At 43.6% G+C, this 15,675-nt stretch carries 12 protein-coding genes, 3 tRNA genes, 2 rRNA genes, 1 other RNA gene and 1 other annotated feature (1 of these 19 only partly in view); of the genes, 4 read left to right on the top strand and 14 right to left on the bottom strand.

The annotated features are described in order from the left end of the window. Positions 1-54: 54 nt before the first annotated feature. The 11 genes from NST73_RS00180 to tadA all read right to left on the bottom strand — a co-directional run bounded on the left by NST73_RS00180 (position 55) and on the right by tadA (position 9,566). Positions 55-2,985, bottom strand: a 23S ribosomal RNA gene (locus NST73_RS00180). 98 nt (positions 2,986-3,083) lie between these two features. Next, positions 3,084-3,159: transfer RNA gene (locus NST73_RS00175), tRNA-Ala, on the bottom strand. A gap of 14 nt (positions 3,160-3,173) precedes the next feature. Beyond that, positions 3,174-3,250, bottom strand: a tRNA-Ile gene (locus tag NST73_RS00170). Positions 3,251-3,346: 96 nt separating this feature from the next. Further along, positions 3,347-4,895, bottom strand: a 16S ribosomal RNA gene (locus NST73_RS00165). The 16S and 23S rRNA genes sit together here with 2 tRNA genes alongside, the layout of an rRNA operon. A 276-nt stretch (positions 4,896-5,171) precedes the next feature. Then, on the bottom strand, positions 5,172-5,435 hold the full coding sequence (locus NST73_RS00160; RefSeq protein WP_012009068.1) for a pro-sigmaK processing inhibitor BofA family protein: 264 nt from the start codon (positions 5,433-5,435) through the stop codon (positions 5,172-5,174). A 66-nt stretch (positions 5,436-5,501) separates the two neighbouring features. Next, positions 5,502-5,726, bottom strand: a complete 225-nt coding sequence (locus NST73_RS00155) for a YaaL family protein (RefSeq protein WP_008342008.1) — start codon at positions 5,724-5,726, stop codon at positions 5,502-5,504. A gap of 18 nt (positions 5,727-5,744) precedes the next feature. Then, positions 5,745-6,341, bottom strand: coding sequence for a recombination protein RecR (gene recR / locus NST73_RS00150; RefSeq protein ID WP_003218094.1), 597 nt, complete (start codon positions 6,339-6,341; stop codon positions 5,745-5,747). A 15-nt stretch (positions 6,342-6,356) separates the two neighbouring features. Further along, a complete protein-coding gene (locus NST73_RS00145; protein ID WP_008342011.1) occupies positions 6,357-6,680 on the bottom strand; it encodes a YbaB/EbfC family nucleoid-associated protein in 324 nt (107 codons plus the stop codon). A gap of 25 nt (positions 6,681-6,705) precedes the next feature. Further along, positions 6,706-8,418: a DNA polymerase III subunit gamma/tau gene (dnaX, locus tag NST73_RS00140; RefSeq protein WP_008342013.1), complete on the bottom strand. Its 1,713-nt coding sequence runs from the start codon at positions 8,416-8,418 to the stop codon at positions 6,706-6,708. Between the two features lie 330 nt (positions 8,419-8,748). Beyond that, an RNA gene (ffs, locus tag NST73_RS00135) (signal recognition particle sRNA large type) lies at positions 8,749-9,013 on the bottom strand. 76 nt (positions 9,014-9,089) lie between these two features. After that, entirely contained in the window at positions 9,090-9,566 is a 477-nt protein-coding gene (gene tadA, locus NST73_RS00130; protein ID WP_008342015.1) for a tRNA adenosine(34) deaminase TadA, read from the bottom strand. A 79-nt stretch (positions 9,567-9,645) separates the two neighbouring features. On the opposite strand from tadA, the gene NST73_RS00125 reads away from it, so the two are divergent. The 4 genes from NST73_RS00125 to NST73_RS00110 all read left to right on the top strand — a co-directional run bounded on the left by NST73_RS00125 (position 9,646) and on the right by NST73_RS00110 (position 12,906). Next, positions 9,646-10,200, top strand: a complete 555-nt coding sequence (locus NST73_RS00125) for an isochorismatase family cysteine hydrolase (protein WP_041091587.1) — start codon at positions 9,646-9,648, stop codon at positions 10,198-10,200. A 45-nt stretch (positions 10,201-10,245) separates the two neighbouring features. Further along, entirely contained in the window at positions 10,246-11,547 is a 1,302-nt protein-coding gene (locus NST73_RS00120; RefSeq protein ID WP_035391604.1) for a glycoside hydrolase family 18 protein, read from the top strand. Between the two features lie 79 nt (positions 11,548-11,626). Beyond that, on the top strand, positions 11,627-12,250 hold the full coding sequence (locus NST73_RS00115) for a deoxynucleoside kinase (protein ID WP_017366700.1): 624 nt from the start codon (positions 11,627-11,629) through the stop codon (positions 12,248-12,250). Further along, positions 12,247-12,906: a deoxynucleoside kinase gene (locus NST73_RS00110; protein WP_024719578.1), complete on the top strand. Its 660-nt coding sequence runs from the start codon at positions 12,247-12,249 to the stop codon at positions 12,904-12,906. Before NST73_RS00115 ends, NST73_RS00110 begins: the two co-directional genes overlap by 4 nt. Before the next feature lie 88 nt (positions 12,907-12,994). Here NST73_RS00110 and NST73_RS00105 read toward each other — a convergent pair. From NST73_RS00105 to serS, 3 genes are all read right to left on the bottom strand, one after another. Next, positions 12,995-13,087: transfer RNA gene (locus NST73_RS00105), tRNA-Ser, on the bottom strand. Positions 13,088-13,219: 132 nt separating this feature from the next. Continuing rightward, positions 13,220-14,047 (bottom strand): methyl-accepting chemotaxis protein, encoded by an 828-nt coding sequence (locus NST73_RS00100; RefSeq protein ID WP_008342025.1) that lies wholly within the window; start codon positions 14,045-14,047, stop codon positions 13,220-13,222. A 101-nt stretch (positions 14,048-14,148) separates the two neighbouring features. Continuing rightward, positions 14,149-15,423, bottom strand: a complete 1,275-nt coding sequence (gene serS / locus NST73_RS00095; protein ID WP_096880875.1) for a serine--tRNA ligase — start codon at positions 15,421-15,423, stop codon at positions 14,149-14,151. A 48-nt stretch (positions 15,424-15,471) separates the two neighbouring features. Continuing rightward, positions 15,472-15,675: a binding site (T-box leader), on the bottom strand; it runs 12 nt beyond the window's last position.

Here is a 15,675-nt window from a genome sequence, read left to right as displayed (position 1 = left end):
GAGAGAATGTTCTCTCAAAACTAGATAACAATGTTCATTTTTCACATTAGAATATAGGTTAAGTCCTCGATCTATTAGTATCTGTCAGCTCCACGTGTCACCACGCTTCCACCTCAGACCTATCAACCTGATCATCTTTCAGGGATCTTACTTCCTTGCGGAATGGGAAATCTCATCTTGAGGGGGGCTTCATGCTTAGATGCTTTCAGCACTTATCCCGTCCGCACATAGCTACCCAGCGATGCCCTTGGCAGAACAACTGGTACACCAGCGGTGCGTCCATCCCGGTCCTCTCGTACTAAGGACAGCTCCTCTCAAATTTCCTGCGCCCGCGACGGATAGGGACCGAACTGTCTCACGACGTTCTGAACCCAGCTCGCGTACCGCTTTAATGGGCGAACAGCCCAACCCTTGGGACCGACTACAGCCCCAGGATGCGATGAGCCGACATCGAGGTGCCAAACCTCCCCGTCGATGTGGACTCTTGGGGGAGATAAGCCTGTTATCCCCGGGGTAGCTTTTATCCGTTGAGCGATGGCCCTTCCATGCGGAACCACCGGATCACTAAGCCCGACTTTCGTCCCTGCTCGACTTGTAGGTCTCGCAGTCAAGCTCCCTTGTGCCTTTACACTCTGCGAATGATTTCCAACCATTCTGAGGGAACCTTTGGGCGCCTCCGTTACATTTTAGGAGGCGACCGCCCCAGTCAAACTGCCCACCTGACACTGTCTCCCTGCCCGATAAGGGCAGCGGGTTAGAAGGTCAATACAGCCAGGGTAGTATCCCACCGATGCCTCCACCGAAGCTAGCGCTCCGGTTTCCAAGGCTCCTACCTATCCTGTACAAGCTGTACCAACATTCAATATCAGGCTGCAGTAAAGCTCCACGGGGTCTTTCCGTCCTGTCGCGGGTAACCTGCATCTTCACAGGTACTATAATTTCACCGAGTCTCTCGTTGAGACAGTGCCCAGATCGTTGCGCCTTTCGTGCGGGTCGGAACTTACCCGACAAGGAATTTCGCTACCTTAGGACCGTTATAGTTACGGCCGCCGTTTACTGGGGCTTCAATTCGCACCTTCGCTTACGCTAAGCGCTCCTCTTAACCTTCCAGCACCGGGCAGGCGTCAGCCCCTATACTTCGCCTTACGGCTTCGCAGAGACCTGTGTTTTTGCTAAACAGTCGCCTGGGCCTATTCACTGCGGCTTCTCGGGGCTTTAACACCCTAAGAAGCACCCCTTCTCCCGAAGTTACGGGGTCATTTTGCCGAGTTCCTTAACGAGAGTTCTCTCGATCACCTTAGGATTCTCTCCTCGCCTACCTGTGTCGGTTTGCGGTACGGGCACCTCTCACCTCGCTAGAGGCTTTTCTTGGCAGTGTGGAATCAGGAACTTCGCTACTAAATTTCGCTCGCCATCACAGCTCAGCCTTCACGGGAAACGGATTTGCCTATTTCCCAGCCTAACTGCTTGGACGCGGATATCCAATACCGCGCTTACCCTATCCTCCTGCGTCCCCCCATTGCTCAAATGGTGAGGAGGTGGTACAGGAATATCAACCTGTTGTCCATCGCCTACGCCTTTCGGCCTCGGCTTAGGTCCCGACTAACCCTGAGCGGACGAGCCTTCCTCAGGAAACCTTAGGCATTCGGTGGACGGGATTCTCACCCGTCTTTCGCTACTCATACCGGCATTCTCACTTCTAAGCGCTCCACCAGTCCTTCCGGTCTGACTTCACTGCACTTAGAACGCTCTCCTACCACTGTTCGTAAGAACAGTCCGCAGCTTCGGTGATACGTTTAGCCCCGGTACATTTTCGGCGCAGAGTCACTCGACCAGTGAGCTATTACGCACTCTTTAAATGGTGGCTGCTTCTAAGCCAACATCCTGGTTGTCTAAGCAACTCCACATCCTTTTCCACTTAACGTATACTTTGGGACCTTAGCTGGCGGTCTGGGCTGTTTCCCTTTCGACTACGGATCTTATCACTCGCAGTCTGACTCCCAAGGATAAGTCATCGGCATTCGGAGTTTGACTGAATTCGGTAACCCGGTAGGGGCCCCTAGTCCAATCAGTGCTCTACCTCCGAGACTCTTACCTTGAGGCTAGCCCTAAAGCTATTTCGGAGAGAACCAGCTATCTCCAGGTTCGATTGGCATTTCACCCCTACCCACACCTCATCCCCGCACTTTTCAACGTGCGTGGGTTCGGGCCTCCATTCAGTGTTACCTGAACTTCACCCTGGACATGGGTAGATCACCTGGTTTCGGGTCTACGACCACGTACTCATGCGCCCTATTCAGACTCGCTTTCGCTGCGGCTCCGCATCTTCTGCTTAACCTTGCACGGGATCGTAACTCGCCGGTTCATTCTACAAAAGGCACGCCATCACCCGTTAACGGGCTCTGACTACTTGTAGGCACACGGTTTCAGGATCTATTTCACTCCCCTTCCGGGGTGCTTTTCACCTTTCCCTCACGGTACTGGTTCACTATCGGTCACTAGGGAGTATTTAGCCTTGGGAGATGGTCCTCCCGGATTCCGACGGAATTTCACGTGTTCCGCCGTACTCAGGATCCACTCTGGAGAGAACAACATTTCAGTTACAGGGCTGTTACCTTCTTTGGCGGGCCTTTCCAGACCTCTTCGCTTATATCGTTCCTTTGTAACTCCGTATAGAGTGTCCTACAACCCCAAGAGGCAAGCCTCTTGGTTTGGGCTGTTCCCGTTTCGCTCGCCGCTACTCAGGGAATCGCATTTGCTTTCTCTTCCTCCGGGTACTTAGATGTTTCAGTTCCCCGGGTATGCCTTCTCATACTCTATGTATTCAAGTATGGATACTACTCCATTACGAGCAGTGGGTTTCCCCATTCGGAAATCTCCGGATCAAAGCTTGCTTACAGCTCCCCGAAGCATATCGGTGTTCGTCCCGTCCTTCATCGGCTCCTAGTGCCAAGGCATCCACCGTGCGCCCTTTCTAACTTAACCATTTCTTACTTTAGAAAGAATCACTATGTGTGATGAACTTTGCATTGCATTCAATGTGAATGTATTACTTATTGTTATCTAGTTTTCAAAGAACACGTTGGTGGAGCCTAGCGGGATCGAACCGCTGACCTCCTGCGTGCAAGGCAGGCGCTCTCCCAGCTGAGCTAAGGCCCCGATTTAATAGAAGATGGTGGGCCTGAGTGGACTCGAACCACCGACCTCACGCTTATCAGGCGTGCGCTCTAACCAGCTGAGCTACAGGCCCATCTTTCATATCGAAGATATGATGTTGTAGGATCTTTTGCAAGTTCCTTCAAAACTAAACAAGACGAAAAACGTACGCTGCTCCATATATCCTTAGAAAGGAGGTGATCCAGCCGCACCTTCCGATACGGCTACCTTGTTACGACTTCACCCCAATCATCTGCCCCACCTTCGGCGGCTGGCTCCATAAAGGTTACCTCACCGACTTCGGGTGTTGCAAACTCTCGTGGTGTGACGGGCGGTGTGTACAAGGCCCGGGAACGTATTCACCGCGGCATGCTGATCCGCGATTACTAGCGATTCCAGCTTCACGCAGTCGAGTTGCAGACTGCGATCCGAACTGAGAACAGATTTGTGGGATTGGCTAAACCTTGCGGTCTCGCAGCCCTTTGTTCTGTCCATTGTAGCACGTGTGTAGCCCAGGTCATAAGGGGCATGATGATTTGACGTCATCCCCACCTTCCTCCGGTTTGTCACCGGCAGTCACCTTAGAGTGCCCAACTAAATGCTGGCAACTAAGATCAAGGGTTGCGCTCGTTGCGGGACTTAACCCAACATCTCACGACACGAGCTGACGACAACCATGCACCACCTGTCACTCTGTCCCCGAAGGGAAAGCCCTATCTCTAGGGTTGTCAGAGGATGTCAAGACCTGGTAAGGTTCTTCGCGTTGCTTCGAATTAAACCACATGCTCCACCGCTTGTGCGGGCCCCCGTCAATTCCTTTGAGTTTCAGTCTTGCGACCGTACTCCCCAGGCGGAGTGCTTAATGCGTTAGCTGCAGCACTAAGGGGCGGAAACCCCCTAACACTTAGCACTCATCGTTTACGGCGTGGACTACCAGGGTATCTAATCCTGTTCGCTCCCCACGCTTTCGCTCCTCAGCGTCAGTTACAGACCAGAGAGTCGCCTTCGCCACTGGTGTTCCTCCACATCTCTACGCATTTCACCGCTACACGTGGAATTCCACTCTCCTCTTCTGCACTCAAGTTTCCCAGTTTCCAATGACCCTCCCCGGTTGAGCCGGGGGCTTTCACATCAGACTTAAGAAACCGCCTGCGAGCCCTTTACGCCCAATAATTCCGGACAACGCTTGCCACCTACGTATTACCGCGGCTGCTGGCACGTAGTTAGCCGTGGCTTTCTGGTTAGGTACCGTCAAGGTGCAAGCAGTTACTCTTGCACTTGTTCTTCCCTAACAACAGAGCTTTACGATCCGAAAACCTTCATCACTCACGCGGCGTTGCTCCGTCAGACTTTCGTCCATTGCGGAAGATTCCCTACTGCTGCCTCCCGTAGGAGTCTGGGCCGTGTCTCAGTCCCAGTGTGGCCGATCACCCTCTCAGGTCGGCTACGCATCGTCGCCTTGGTGAGCCGTTACCTCACCAACTAGCTAATGCGCCGCGGGTCCATCTGTAAGTGACAGCCGAAACCGTCTTTCATCCTTGAACCATGCGGTTCAAGGAACTATCCGGTATTAGCTCCGGTTTCCCGGAGTTATCCCAGTCTTACAGGCAGGTTACCCACGTGTTACTCACCCGTCCGCCGCTAACATCCGGGAGCAAGCTCCCTTCTGTCCGCTCGACTTGCATGTATTAGGCACGCCGCCAGCGTTCGTCCTGAGCCAGGATCAAACTCTCCGAAAAAGTACAAAACCGAAGTTTTGTTTTTCGTCAGTGTTTGACTGACTACCTATGATGTATCATAGGATTTTTTTATAAAAACTCGAATTAACAGGTACGTTTTGTCTTGTTTAGTTTTCAAAGAACTTGTTTACCGCTTCAGAAGCGACTAGAACATCTTATCACATCCAAGTTGTTAGTGTCAACAACTTTTTTGCTATTATGTTTTTTCGTTTCTTCGTCATCAGCGACGTATATTAATTTACCACCATATATAATCAAAGTCAACAATATTTTGCATTAAATAATAAACTTTTCAATTACGACTAAAGCTGCTACACCTGGAATGCCCAACAAACCACTAATTCCGCTCGTTACAGGGTTAATGGAAACATGAAGCCCTAAACTCTCGCCGAATAAATTGAGACAAAATAAAAAAAGAGCGCCTGCGACAAATTTTATTCCGATAAGCCCTAACCATTTGAATGGATTTGCTTGAACACCCGACATAAACAACAATAAAACAGCTAACAAAATTGAACCAATCACAATAACAGGTTCCATAATCCTCTCATCTCCTCTTCATATGAATAGTACAAGCATATGAGAGGATTATGGAAAATAGACCTGCTATCTCCAGTTGTTTAAACGTAAATTTCTCTTTTTCGCTTCTCTCAGATAGAAAAAGTACTTAGCTTGAGCAAGCTTTAATTCGAATAGAATGTCCGGTGAAGGCTCAACGCTATTTGCGACAAGCTTTTTTTGTCTGTTCCATTCTTCCTTTTGCTTAAAAAGCTGTTGAATTAATATCTCATCGAATTCTTTTCGAATTGATTTTCTGCGAAGAAAACCCATGTACCGTACTTCTCCTTCCTACATCTCACGTCTGCCTTCTAGAGCCTTAGAAAGTGTGACTTCATCCGCATACTCTAAATCTCCACCTACTGGGAGTCCGTGAGCAATGCGAGAGAGTTTAATTCCTGATGGTTTCAACAATCTAGAGATATACATGGCTGTCGCTTCTCCCTCAATGTTTGGGTTGGTTGCAAGAATGACCTCTGTGACTTGATCGTCTTGCAATCTTTTTAATAGGTCAGGAATTTTAATATCCTCCGGTCCAATTCCGTCCATTGGTGAAATAGCACCATGAAGCACATGATATAAGCCGTTGTATTCTTTCATTTTTTCCATTGCGATCACATCTTTTGGATCCTGCACGACACAGATCACAGATTGATCTCTTCTTGTATCTTCACAAATATAGCAAGGATCCTGGTCGGTGATATGTCCGCAAACAGAACAATAAGTTAAATTACGCTTTGCATTAACAAGTGCCTTCGCAAAATCCAGCACGACATCTTCTTGCATACTAAGAACAAAAAAAGCCAGACGGACCGCAGTTTTAGGTCCGATTCCTGGCAATTTCATAAAGCTATCAATCAGCTTTGATATTGGTTCAGGATATTGCATCTTCAGTTATTCCTCCTAGAATAAACCTGGCATGTTCATTCCTTTTGTGAATTGACCCATTGTTTCATTCGTTAGTTCATCAACTTTTTTCAATGCATCATTTGTTGCTGCAAGTACAAGGTCTTGAAGCATATCGATGTCTTCAGGATCAACAACTTCTTCATTAATCGCCACATCAACGACTTCTTTTTGTCCATTTACTTTTACAGTGACCATGCCGCCACCTGCCGTACCTTCAAGGACTTTTTCTGCAAGCTCTTCTTGAGCCTTAGCCATATCCTTCTGCATTTTTTGCATTTGTTTCATCATTTTTTGCATATTTCCCATTCCACCGCGCATATGAACACCACTCTCTTTCAAATTGTTAATCTTTAATTTCAATTAAATCGGTTCCTACTAACTTCTTTGCTTCTGCAATTAATGGATCTTCTTCAGCAGAAGCTGCCTGACCATCTGCTTGTTCTTCAGGCTGATGATCTCTTAAAAATTCTTCTCTTATTTTACCCCATTGAGCGTCAGGAACGCCAACTAATTCCACTCTTTTTCCTAGCATAGATTCTAGCAGTTGCTCAAGATTGGTTCGAACACCACTTTTATCTTCGGCCACCATCTTACAATGTATTTCAAATTTGAATTTTAAAACAAAGGCATGAGTTGCCGCCGCAACTGGTTCACTATCTGTTAATAGCGCAGCGTGAGATACCTTATTTTGCTGTTTTAATTGGGCAAGAAGCTCTCCCCATTTGCCTTTTATTTTTTCTAGCTCCGGCCGCTTCGCTTCTTTTAAAATCTCATGAATTCGACCGACAGGTGCACGATAACCATTTTTATTACTCGTTTGAGGTCGAGGTGCTTCCGTTTTTGCTTGAGGACTCTGAGACTGAGTCATTGGAACACCCTCAGCTTTTAGCCTAGATAGCTCCTGTTCCAGCCTGTCTATTTTATTCGTTAACGCTGTTAGGTCGGAATCAGCCGGAGATGATACAGCACCAGCCGTTGACTGACAGAGCTTAACCACAGCTACTTCAAAGAAAATTCTAGGATGGTTTGTCCATTTCATTTCCTGATGGCTTTTATTCAGCACTTCAATCGTTTCATAAAGAAACTGAGGTGCCACACGTTCAGAAAGAGCCACAAACTTATCGTCGACTTTGACTTTTTCAAGGACACCTTCAAGATCCGGTGCTGTTTTGTAAAGAAGCATATCTCTAAAGTAGAAGATCATATCCTCTATTAATTTCGCGGCATCTTTCCCCTGTTGAAGCAATTCATTTAACGTATCCAGCGCTATCGCAATATTTTGCTCAAAAATGGCTTCAGCAAGCTGACTAATGAAATGCTGAGATACAGCACCTGTAATGAGCAGTGCATCATCAATTGTGAGCTGTTCACCACTAAATGAGATCGCTTGGTCAAGGAGACTGAGTGCGTCACGCATGCCTCCATCTGCCGCACTAGCAATAATCTCGAGTGAACCCTCTTGTATATTTAGGCTTTCTGCATCTACAATTTTCTCCATTCGTCCAACAATATCTTTTGTCGTGATCCGTTTAAAATCAAATCTCTGACATCTTGATATGATGGTAAGAGGAATCTTATGAGGCTCTGTGGTAGCCAAAATAAAGATACAATGAGCAGGTGGTTCCTCTAGCGTTTTAAGAAGTGCATTAAATGCCCCGATAGAGAGCATATGTACCTCATCTATAATATAAACCTTATATGTAACCGCTGAAGGAGCAAATTTCACTTTATCACGTATATCCCGAATTTCATCTACCCCGTTATTTGAGGCAGCATCTATTTCAATCACGTCTGAAATCGAACCGGTCGTAATCCCTCTACAGGCATCACACTCATTACACGGCTCACTAACAGGTGACTTTTCACAGTTCACTGCTTTCGCAAAAATCTTGGCAGCACTTGTTTTACCTGTTCCTCTAGGACCTGAAAATAAGTAAGCATGAGAAAACTTTTTCTGCAAAAGGGCATTTTGCAACGTTTTTGTGATGTGTTCTTGTCCAACAACATCCTCAAAAACTTGAGGTCTGAACACTCGGTATAAAGCTTGATAACTCACAAATACGCCCTCCTCCATTTATCATCATGTTCATTATACATGATGCAACGATCAATTCAAAAGTACACCTTTATTTTCTAATAAATGAAAAAGAGCATTTCCTTTAAAGACTTTTTACTTTTCTTGATTAAAAAACGTGTTTTCCTGCTTTCTGAAAATGTCTGTCAGATCAACAAGAACATTCGTTCCCTTTATGAATTGCTTCAAAAATACCTCACCCGAAAATGGCTTTTTTACTATTTGTATAAACAAAACAACTGATATATTCTTTCAATAGCAACAAAAAACTCACCTAGATAAACTAGATGAGTTACATTTAATATTGATTTACCGTGCACCTTCTGTCGATTCGCTACCCCAAGCGTTACTTAAACAGTTAGCTCGGCCCAGGCAACCCTGCGGCACATGAGAGGTTTCACTTAATGCTGCTTCCTTCCGGACCTGACATGGTTCATGAATTCCCATTGCGCAGGACCCAGACGTCAACACCACTTATTTAAGGCAGACCTTGAAGTAAACGAACCTTGAGAAGGGATTCGGCCTCGCTAGAGCGGATTGCGAGTACAGGGCACCGCTACCTCCCCGCTTAGCACGGCAAAATGAATATTAAATTGTTGGTGACGCAGACATAAGTATACCTTCTAAGTGATAAAATTGCAAACGACATCCATTCATTTACTTTTCGCCTGCTTCTTACGCTGACGGAGGTCTCGAAAGAACTGACTTAACAGCTCACCACACTCATTTTCAAGCACACCGCCAATGACTTCAGACTGATGATTGAACCGCTCATCGTCCAATAAATTCATTAAAGTACCAGCACATCCACCTTTAGGATCATAGGCACCAAAAACGACCTTTTTCACTCTTGAAAGTACAATAGCGCCTGCACACATTGGGCACGGTTCGAGTGTAACATAAAGTACAGCATCTTCTAAACGCCAGCTACCAGTCATTTTACACGCTTCATCAATAGCAAGTAATTCCGCATGAGCAATTGATCGCTGTTCACTTTCCCTTAAATTGTGAGCACGGCTTACAATTTGATCATCAACAACGATGACGGCACCGATTGGAACTTCTCCTATTTGTTTTGCTTTCAAAGCTTCAGAAATAGCTTCTTGCATAAACTGTTCATCTTTCGTCATAGCACGGCTCTCTTTTCATGTTTTTTTAAAGGATATTGAGGTTAACATATTATCACAATCTTTTAAAGGGGGTCTTGATTTGCCAAAACAACAAAAGGCACTGCTTATTATTGACATGATCAATAATTTTGATTTCGAAATGGGACATGTGCTCGCTGAAAAAACAGAGCAAATGACTAATAAAATTTTAGCCCTTAAACAACACGCTTTCAAGAAAAATTGGCCAATTATCTATATCAACGACCACTATGGACTCTGGAAGGCTGATATCAAAGCTGTTATGGAAACATGTAAAAACGAAAGAAGTGCCCCTATTTTAGAGCAAATGGCACCATCTAAAGATGATTATTTCTTAATTAAACCTAAGCACTCTGCTTTTTACGGAACAGCACTAGAGACACTCCTAAATGAATTAGGTGTGCAAGAACTTATTTTAACTGGAATTGCCGGAAACATCTGTGTCCTGTTCACTGCAAATGACGCTTACATGCGAGAGTACAACCTCACTGTACCTAAAGATTGTATTGCTTCAAATGATGATAGGGACAACGAGTACGCTTTAACGATGATGGAGAACGTTCTTCTCGCCAAAATCACAACCACTAAAGAGATCACGGATGAAAATCAAACATGATTTATCCATCACCCTCATAAATTGTTAGCAATAACAAAGGGGGCGTTGACCATTCAAATTTATGTTGTCAAAAGAGGAGATACGTTAAATGAGATTGCCATGCGTTTTAAAACAACGGTAAATGAAATCATTCGGACCAACGACATCGAAACACCAAATCAACTAGTGGTTGGACAAACAATTGTCATCCCAATTAGAGGTCAATTTTATGAGGTCAAACAAAATGATACACTTTATCAAATTGGAAGAAGATTTCAAATTTCGGTAGAAGAATTGGCACGTGTGAATCGGATTCGACCTGAAGCTATATTGCCTATTCGCTTCTTGCTTTATATTCCACAAAGACCGAAAAGAAATATTAATTCTAATGCCTATATAGAACCACGCGGAAACCAAGTCAGCGAAAATTTAAAGCAAGCAGCCAGAGAGGCATCTCCATACTTAACACATCTCGGCGCTTTTAGTTTTCAAGCGCAAAGAGACGGAACACTTCGCGAGCCACCATTAGATCAATTGCCTCAGATTGCCGCTCAAAGCAGAACGGTTTTATCCATGGTAGTCACAAATCTAGAGAATGATAAATTTAGTGATGAACTCGGGCGAATCCTTTTAACAAATCAATCTGTCAAAACGACATTATTAAATGAAATCGTCCGCGTTGCTCAAAAGTATCAATTAAAAGAAATCCATTTTGACTTTGAATATTTACGCCCAGTTGATAAAGAAGCCTACCTTCAATTTTTAAGAGAAGCAACAACTCGTTTTCATCAACAGGGTTGGACTATTTCTGTGGCACTCGCTCCTAAAACAAGCAGTGAACAGAAAGGAAAATGGTATGAGGCACATGACTATGAAGCAATTGGAAAGATTGTTGATCATGTTGTGCTAATGACTTATGAGTGGGGCTACAGCGGCGGGCCTGCACAAGCCGTCTCTCCGATCGGCCCTGTCCGCCAAGTCATTGAATATGCACTGACTGTCATACCTGCCAATAAAATTGTGATGGGGCAGAATTTATATGGATATGATTGGACACTCCCTTATGTTCAAGGAGGCCCTATCGCCAAAGCCGTCAGCCCTCAACAAGCGATCGCCATTGCTAGAGAGAATAATGTATCCATTTTATATGACGAAACAGCACAAGCACCTTATTTCCGTTATACAGATGCTAATAACAAAGAACACGAGGTTTGGTTTGAAGATGCAAGATCCATTCAAGCCAAATTTAATCTCATTAAAGAGTTAAACCTAAATGGAATTGCTTACTGGAAATTAGGTCTATCCTTCCCACAAAACTGGTTGTTGTTATCAGATCAATTTAATATTGAAAAAAGAACGACATCGTAATTCATACGCTCTATCTCTCAGAAGGGGTATGGTACAATATACATTGGTTTGACAACTTTATAGATAGAGGAGAACGCCTATGTATCCTGCCCCTTTTATTGCAGTGGAAGGCCCAATTGGAGCCGGAAAAACAACCTTGGCTACAATGCTTTCAAAGGAATTTCAATTTCCTTTAGTAAAAGAAATTGTAGAAGAAAATCCATTCTTAGATAAATTTTATGAAGATATGGAACAATGGAGCTTTCAGCTTGAGATGTTCTTTCTATGCAATCGGTTTAAACAGTTAGAATCTATTGAAGAGAACTATGTCAAAAAACAGCAGCCGATTGTCACTGATTATCATGTCTATAAAAATATGATATTTGCAGAGAGAACCTTATCCAAAAAGCACATGGATAAATACAGAAAGATCTATCACTTGCTGACAGATGATCTTCCTAAACCAAATGCCATGATCTATATAAAAGCCAGCCTTCCCACCTTACTTGATAGAATAAAGATGAGAGGCCGATCTTTTGAAGAAGACATTGATCCAGCTTATTTAAAAACCCTGATTGAAGATTATGAGTTGGCCATCGAGCATTTAAAACAAACTGACCCAGGTCTTCCTATCATTACAATTGAAGGCGATCATACAGACTTCGTTTCCTCACAGCAAGATTACCAGCAAATTGTACAGAACATAAAGGAGCAAGTACTATGAAAAATATTGAAATACCAAAGGATGCTGTCATTACAATTGCAGGGACAGTTGGTGTCGGAAAATCGACCATGACGAAAACAATAGCGGACAAGCTAGGGTTTCAAACTTCTCTCGAAAAAGTAGATGATAATCCATACTTAGAGCCTTTTTATTCAGATTTCCAAAGATGGAGCTTTCATTTACAGGTCTATTTTCTAGCTGAACGTTTTAAGGAGCAGAAACGAATCTTCGAGTCTGGTGGAGGTTATGTACAAGACCGGTCCATTTATGAGGACACTGGTATTTTTGCTAAAATGCACGCAGACAAAGGTACCATGTCAGAGGTAGACTATGAAACGTATACGAGTCTATTTGAGGCAATGGTGATGACACCTTACTTCCCTCACCCAGATGTCCTCATTTACTTGCATGGGGATTTAGATCATATATTACATCGTATTGAAGAGCGCGGGAGAGAGATGGAAACTCAAACCGATCGAGCATATTGGGAAGAAATGTACACTCGATATACAGAATGGATTGAACAATTTGATCTGTGCCCTGTGATTAAAATTAATATTGAAGATTATGACCTACTTCATGATGAAAGCTCACTTGATCCAATTCTTCATGAAATTGCTTCTGTTATTCAAAAAAATCGCTCTAACACAAAATAATAAAAAAAAACCGCTGCATTTCTCGAATGCAGCGGTTTGACAATTTCCAATTTTTATGCGTTTCAATTCAACTAAGGTAAAATCAATATGGCGGAGGAAGAGGGATTCGAACCCCCGCGGGCTTTGACACCCCTGTCGGTTTTCAAGACCGATCCCTTCAGCCGGACTTGGGTATTCCTCCGTATCGACAAGAATTAATATATCATATCATCTTATTTTAAGTCAACATCTTTTCGAAAAAAATTTCAACATTTGATTTTGGTATGATGTTTAGCCTATAAAAAGCAGCCGATTATCGGCTGCTCTTCATCTATTACGTATCCTGTCTAATTTCTTCTATAAAAAGATTCATCTCTTCTTTAAAATCATTTAATGACTCAATAATCTTTGTAAAGTCTGTCACTTGTTTAGCTTGTTCGTTTGTTGAACTGCTGATTTGTGAGATATTTTCAGATAAAGTGCCAATGCTGTCTTGGATTTCTTTTAAAAATGCATTAATGGTTTCAGCTGCTTCCTTTGATCCATCTGATAACTTACGTACCTCGTCTGCAACAACAGCAAAGCCTTTTCCATTTTCACCTGCTCTTGCCGCTTCAATTGCAGCATTGAGTCCTAACAGGTTTGTTTGTCTCGCAATACCGCCAATGGTTTTGACGACTTCTTCAATGTTTGCGGATTTCTCTTCTGCTCTTCCGGCCTGCTCACTAATTTCTAAGCTTGTCGCAGCCAGTTCTTGAGAATGAGCAGCAATTTGCTCGATTCCACCTTGTAATTCTTTCGCTACTTTATTGATATGTTCCATATAGCCGCTTAATTTCTTCTCACGATGATGTGAAAAAGCCACTAAAAAAGAGCCAATCACTTTTCTATCTTCATCAAAAATCGGATAACCTTTTACAGCAATTTCATAACCATATAAAGACTCTGGCAAATGCCCATCATATTCTTGTCCTCTTAATGTCGTCGCCACGTTTTGGTCCTCTGGGTTTAAAGCGTCCCCTACTTTAATGCCAAAATCTACTGTGGTCGATGGATAATAGCAAAGTACCTTTTCTGTATCAGTGATGCCGAAAAGAACACTTTCATCTAGAACTTTTCTGAGTAATTGAGCCATTTCAACATAATAGTCAAGCCTATTCAAGGTTATTCCTTCTTTCCTAGATGCTTTTAGTTCTTTTATCGGCTTATTTTAGAAAAGCTGTAGAAGTTTAGGTAAAAAGAATAAGATGCCATGACGGCATCTTATTTTATCACTTCTTTATTTCCCATATAAGGACGTAACACCTCAGGGATGATCACTGTTCCATCCTCTTGTTGATAGTTTTCTAAAATGGCTGCAACAGTTCTTCCTACTGCTAAACCAGATCCATTTAATGTGTGCACATGTTCTGGCTTGGCTTTAGGCTCAGGGCGGAAACGAATGTTTGCTCGTCTCGCTTGGAACGCTTCAAAGTTACTGCAAGAAGAAATTTCACGATACGTATTTTGGCTTGGAATCCATACTTCGATATCGTATTTCTTCGCAGCCGTAAAGCCTAAATCTCCTGTACACATGCTCATGACACGGTATGGCAGGTTCAATAATTGAAGAACTTTTTCTGCTTGGTTTGTTAGTTTTTCTAATTCTTCATAAGAATCTTCTGGTCTGACAAATTTCACAAGCTCTACTTTGTTAAATTGGTGCTGACGGATGAGTCCGCGCGTATCTCTGCCAGCAGAACCAGCTTCTGATCTAAAGCAAGCACTAAACGCTGCATAATTGATTGGCAGCTGCTCTCCTTCAAGAATTTCGTCACGGTGCATATTCGTAATTGGCACTTCAGCCGTTGGAATGAGGAAATAATCTTCTTCTCGAATTTTAAAAGCATCCTCTTCAAACTTTGGAAGCTGTCCAGTTCCTGTCATGCTTGCTCTGTTGACCATATAAGGTGGTAGTACTTCAGTAAAACCAAATTCATCTACGTGTAAATCCAGCATAAAGTTATAAAGTGCACGCTCTAGCCGTGCTCCTAGCCCTTTATAAAAAACGAAACGGCTTCCTGTCACTTTTCCTGCACGTTCAAAATCCAAAATTTTCAGTTCATCCGCTACATCCCAATGCGGCTTTGGTTCAAATGAGAAGGCTGGCTGTTCGCCCCATTTTCTCACTTCAATGTTGTCATCTTCTGTTTCACCGACTGGTACAGAGTCATGAGGGATGTTTGGAATTGAGAATAGGATGGTTTGCAGGCTTTCCTCTACTGTTCTTAATTCATCATCTAACTTCTTAATCTCATCGCCTACCTCACGCATTTCTTGAATAATGTGATCGGCTTCTTTCTTTTCTCTTTTTAGAACAGCCACTTGCTGTGATACTTCATTTCTTCGGCTCTTTAATACTTCTGTTTTGCCGATTAATTCTCTTCTTTTTTGATCCAGCTCACCAAACTTATCAAAATCCGCTAAATCTTCGCCTCGATGGGCTAATTTTTCTTTGATTTGATCAAAATCCGTGCGCAGTTGTTTAATATCCAGCATGTGTAACACTCCTTTTTTATCGAAAAATAAAAAGAGCCCTCATCCCATGAAAGGGACGAGAGCTCTCGCGTTGCCACCCTGATTGAAAACACGCCAAAAGCATGCTTTCCTCTTTCCTCTGTAACGGCATCACCGTAAATGCTTACTTCGTGTTTCAGCATTTCGCTCAAGGATGGATTCAGAATGCATCTTTCACCGATTCTCACCAACCATCGGCTCTCTGAGAAAGAGGGGCTTCTTACTATTTCCCGT

The sequence above is a fragment of the Bacillus sp. FSL W7-1034 genome, assembly GCF_038593365.1.
In the GTDB taxonomy this organism is placed as follows: Bacteria; Bacillota; Bacilli; order Bacillales; family Bacillaceae; genus Bacillus; species Bacillus altitudinis.
The sequence above is the reverse complement of the archived record's forward strand: the minus strand, read 5'-3'. Positions and strand labels throughout refer to the sequence as shown.

What these genes read in the sequence shown, in the direction of transcription:
- NST73_RS00115 (WP_017366700.1), top strand. Translation starts at nt 11,627, where the DNA reads ATGTATCCTGCCCCTTTTATTGCAGTGGAAGGCCCAATTGGAGCCGGA.
- serS (WP_096880875.1), bottom strand. Translation starts at nt 15,423, where the DNA reads ATGCTGGATATTAAACAACTGCGCACGGATTTTGATCAAATCAAAGAA.
- NST73_RS00160 (WP_012009068.1), bottom strand. Translation starts at nt 5,435, where the DNA reads ATGGAACCTGTTATTGTGATTGGTTCAATTTTGTTAGCTGTTTTATTG.
- recR (WP_003218094.1), bottom strand. Translation starts at nt 6,341, where the DNA reads ATGCAATATCCTGAACCAATATCAAAGCTGATTGATAGCTTTATGAAA.
- NST73_RS00145 (WP_008342011.1), bottom strand. Translation starts at nt 6,680, where the DNA reads ATGCGCGGTGGAATGGGAAATATGCAAAAAATGATGAAACAAATGCAA.
- tadA (WP_008342015.1), bottom strand. Translation starts at nt 9,566, where the DNA reads ATGACGAAAGATGAACAGTTTATGCAAGAAGCTATTTCTGAAGCTTTG.
- NST73_RS00110 (WP_024719578.1), top strand. Translation starts at nt 12,247, where the DNA reads ATGAAAAATATTGAAATACCAAAGGATGCTGTCATTACAATTGCAGGG.
- NST73_RS00155 (WP_008342008.1), bottom strand. Translation starts at nt 5,726, where the DNA reads ATGGGTTTTCTTCGCAGAAAATCAATTCGAAAAGAATTCGATGAGATA.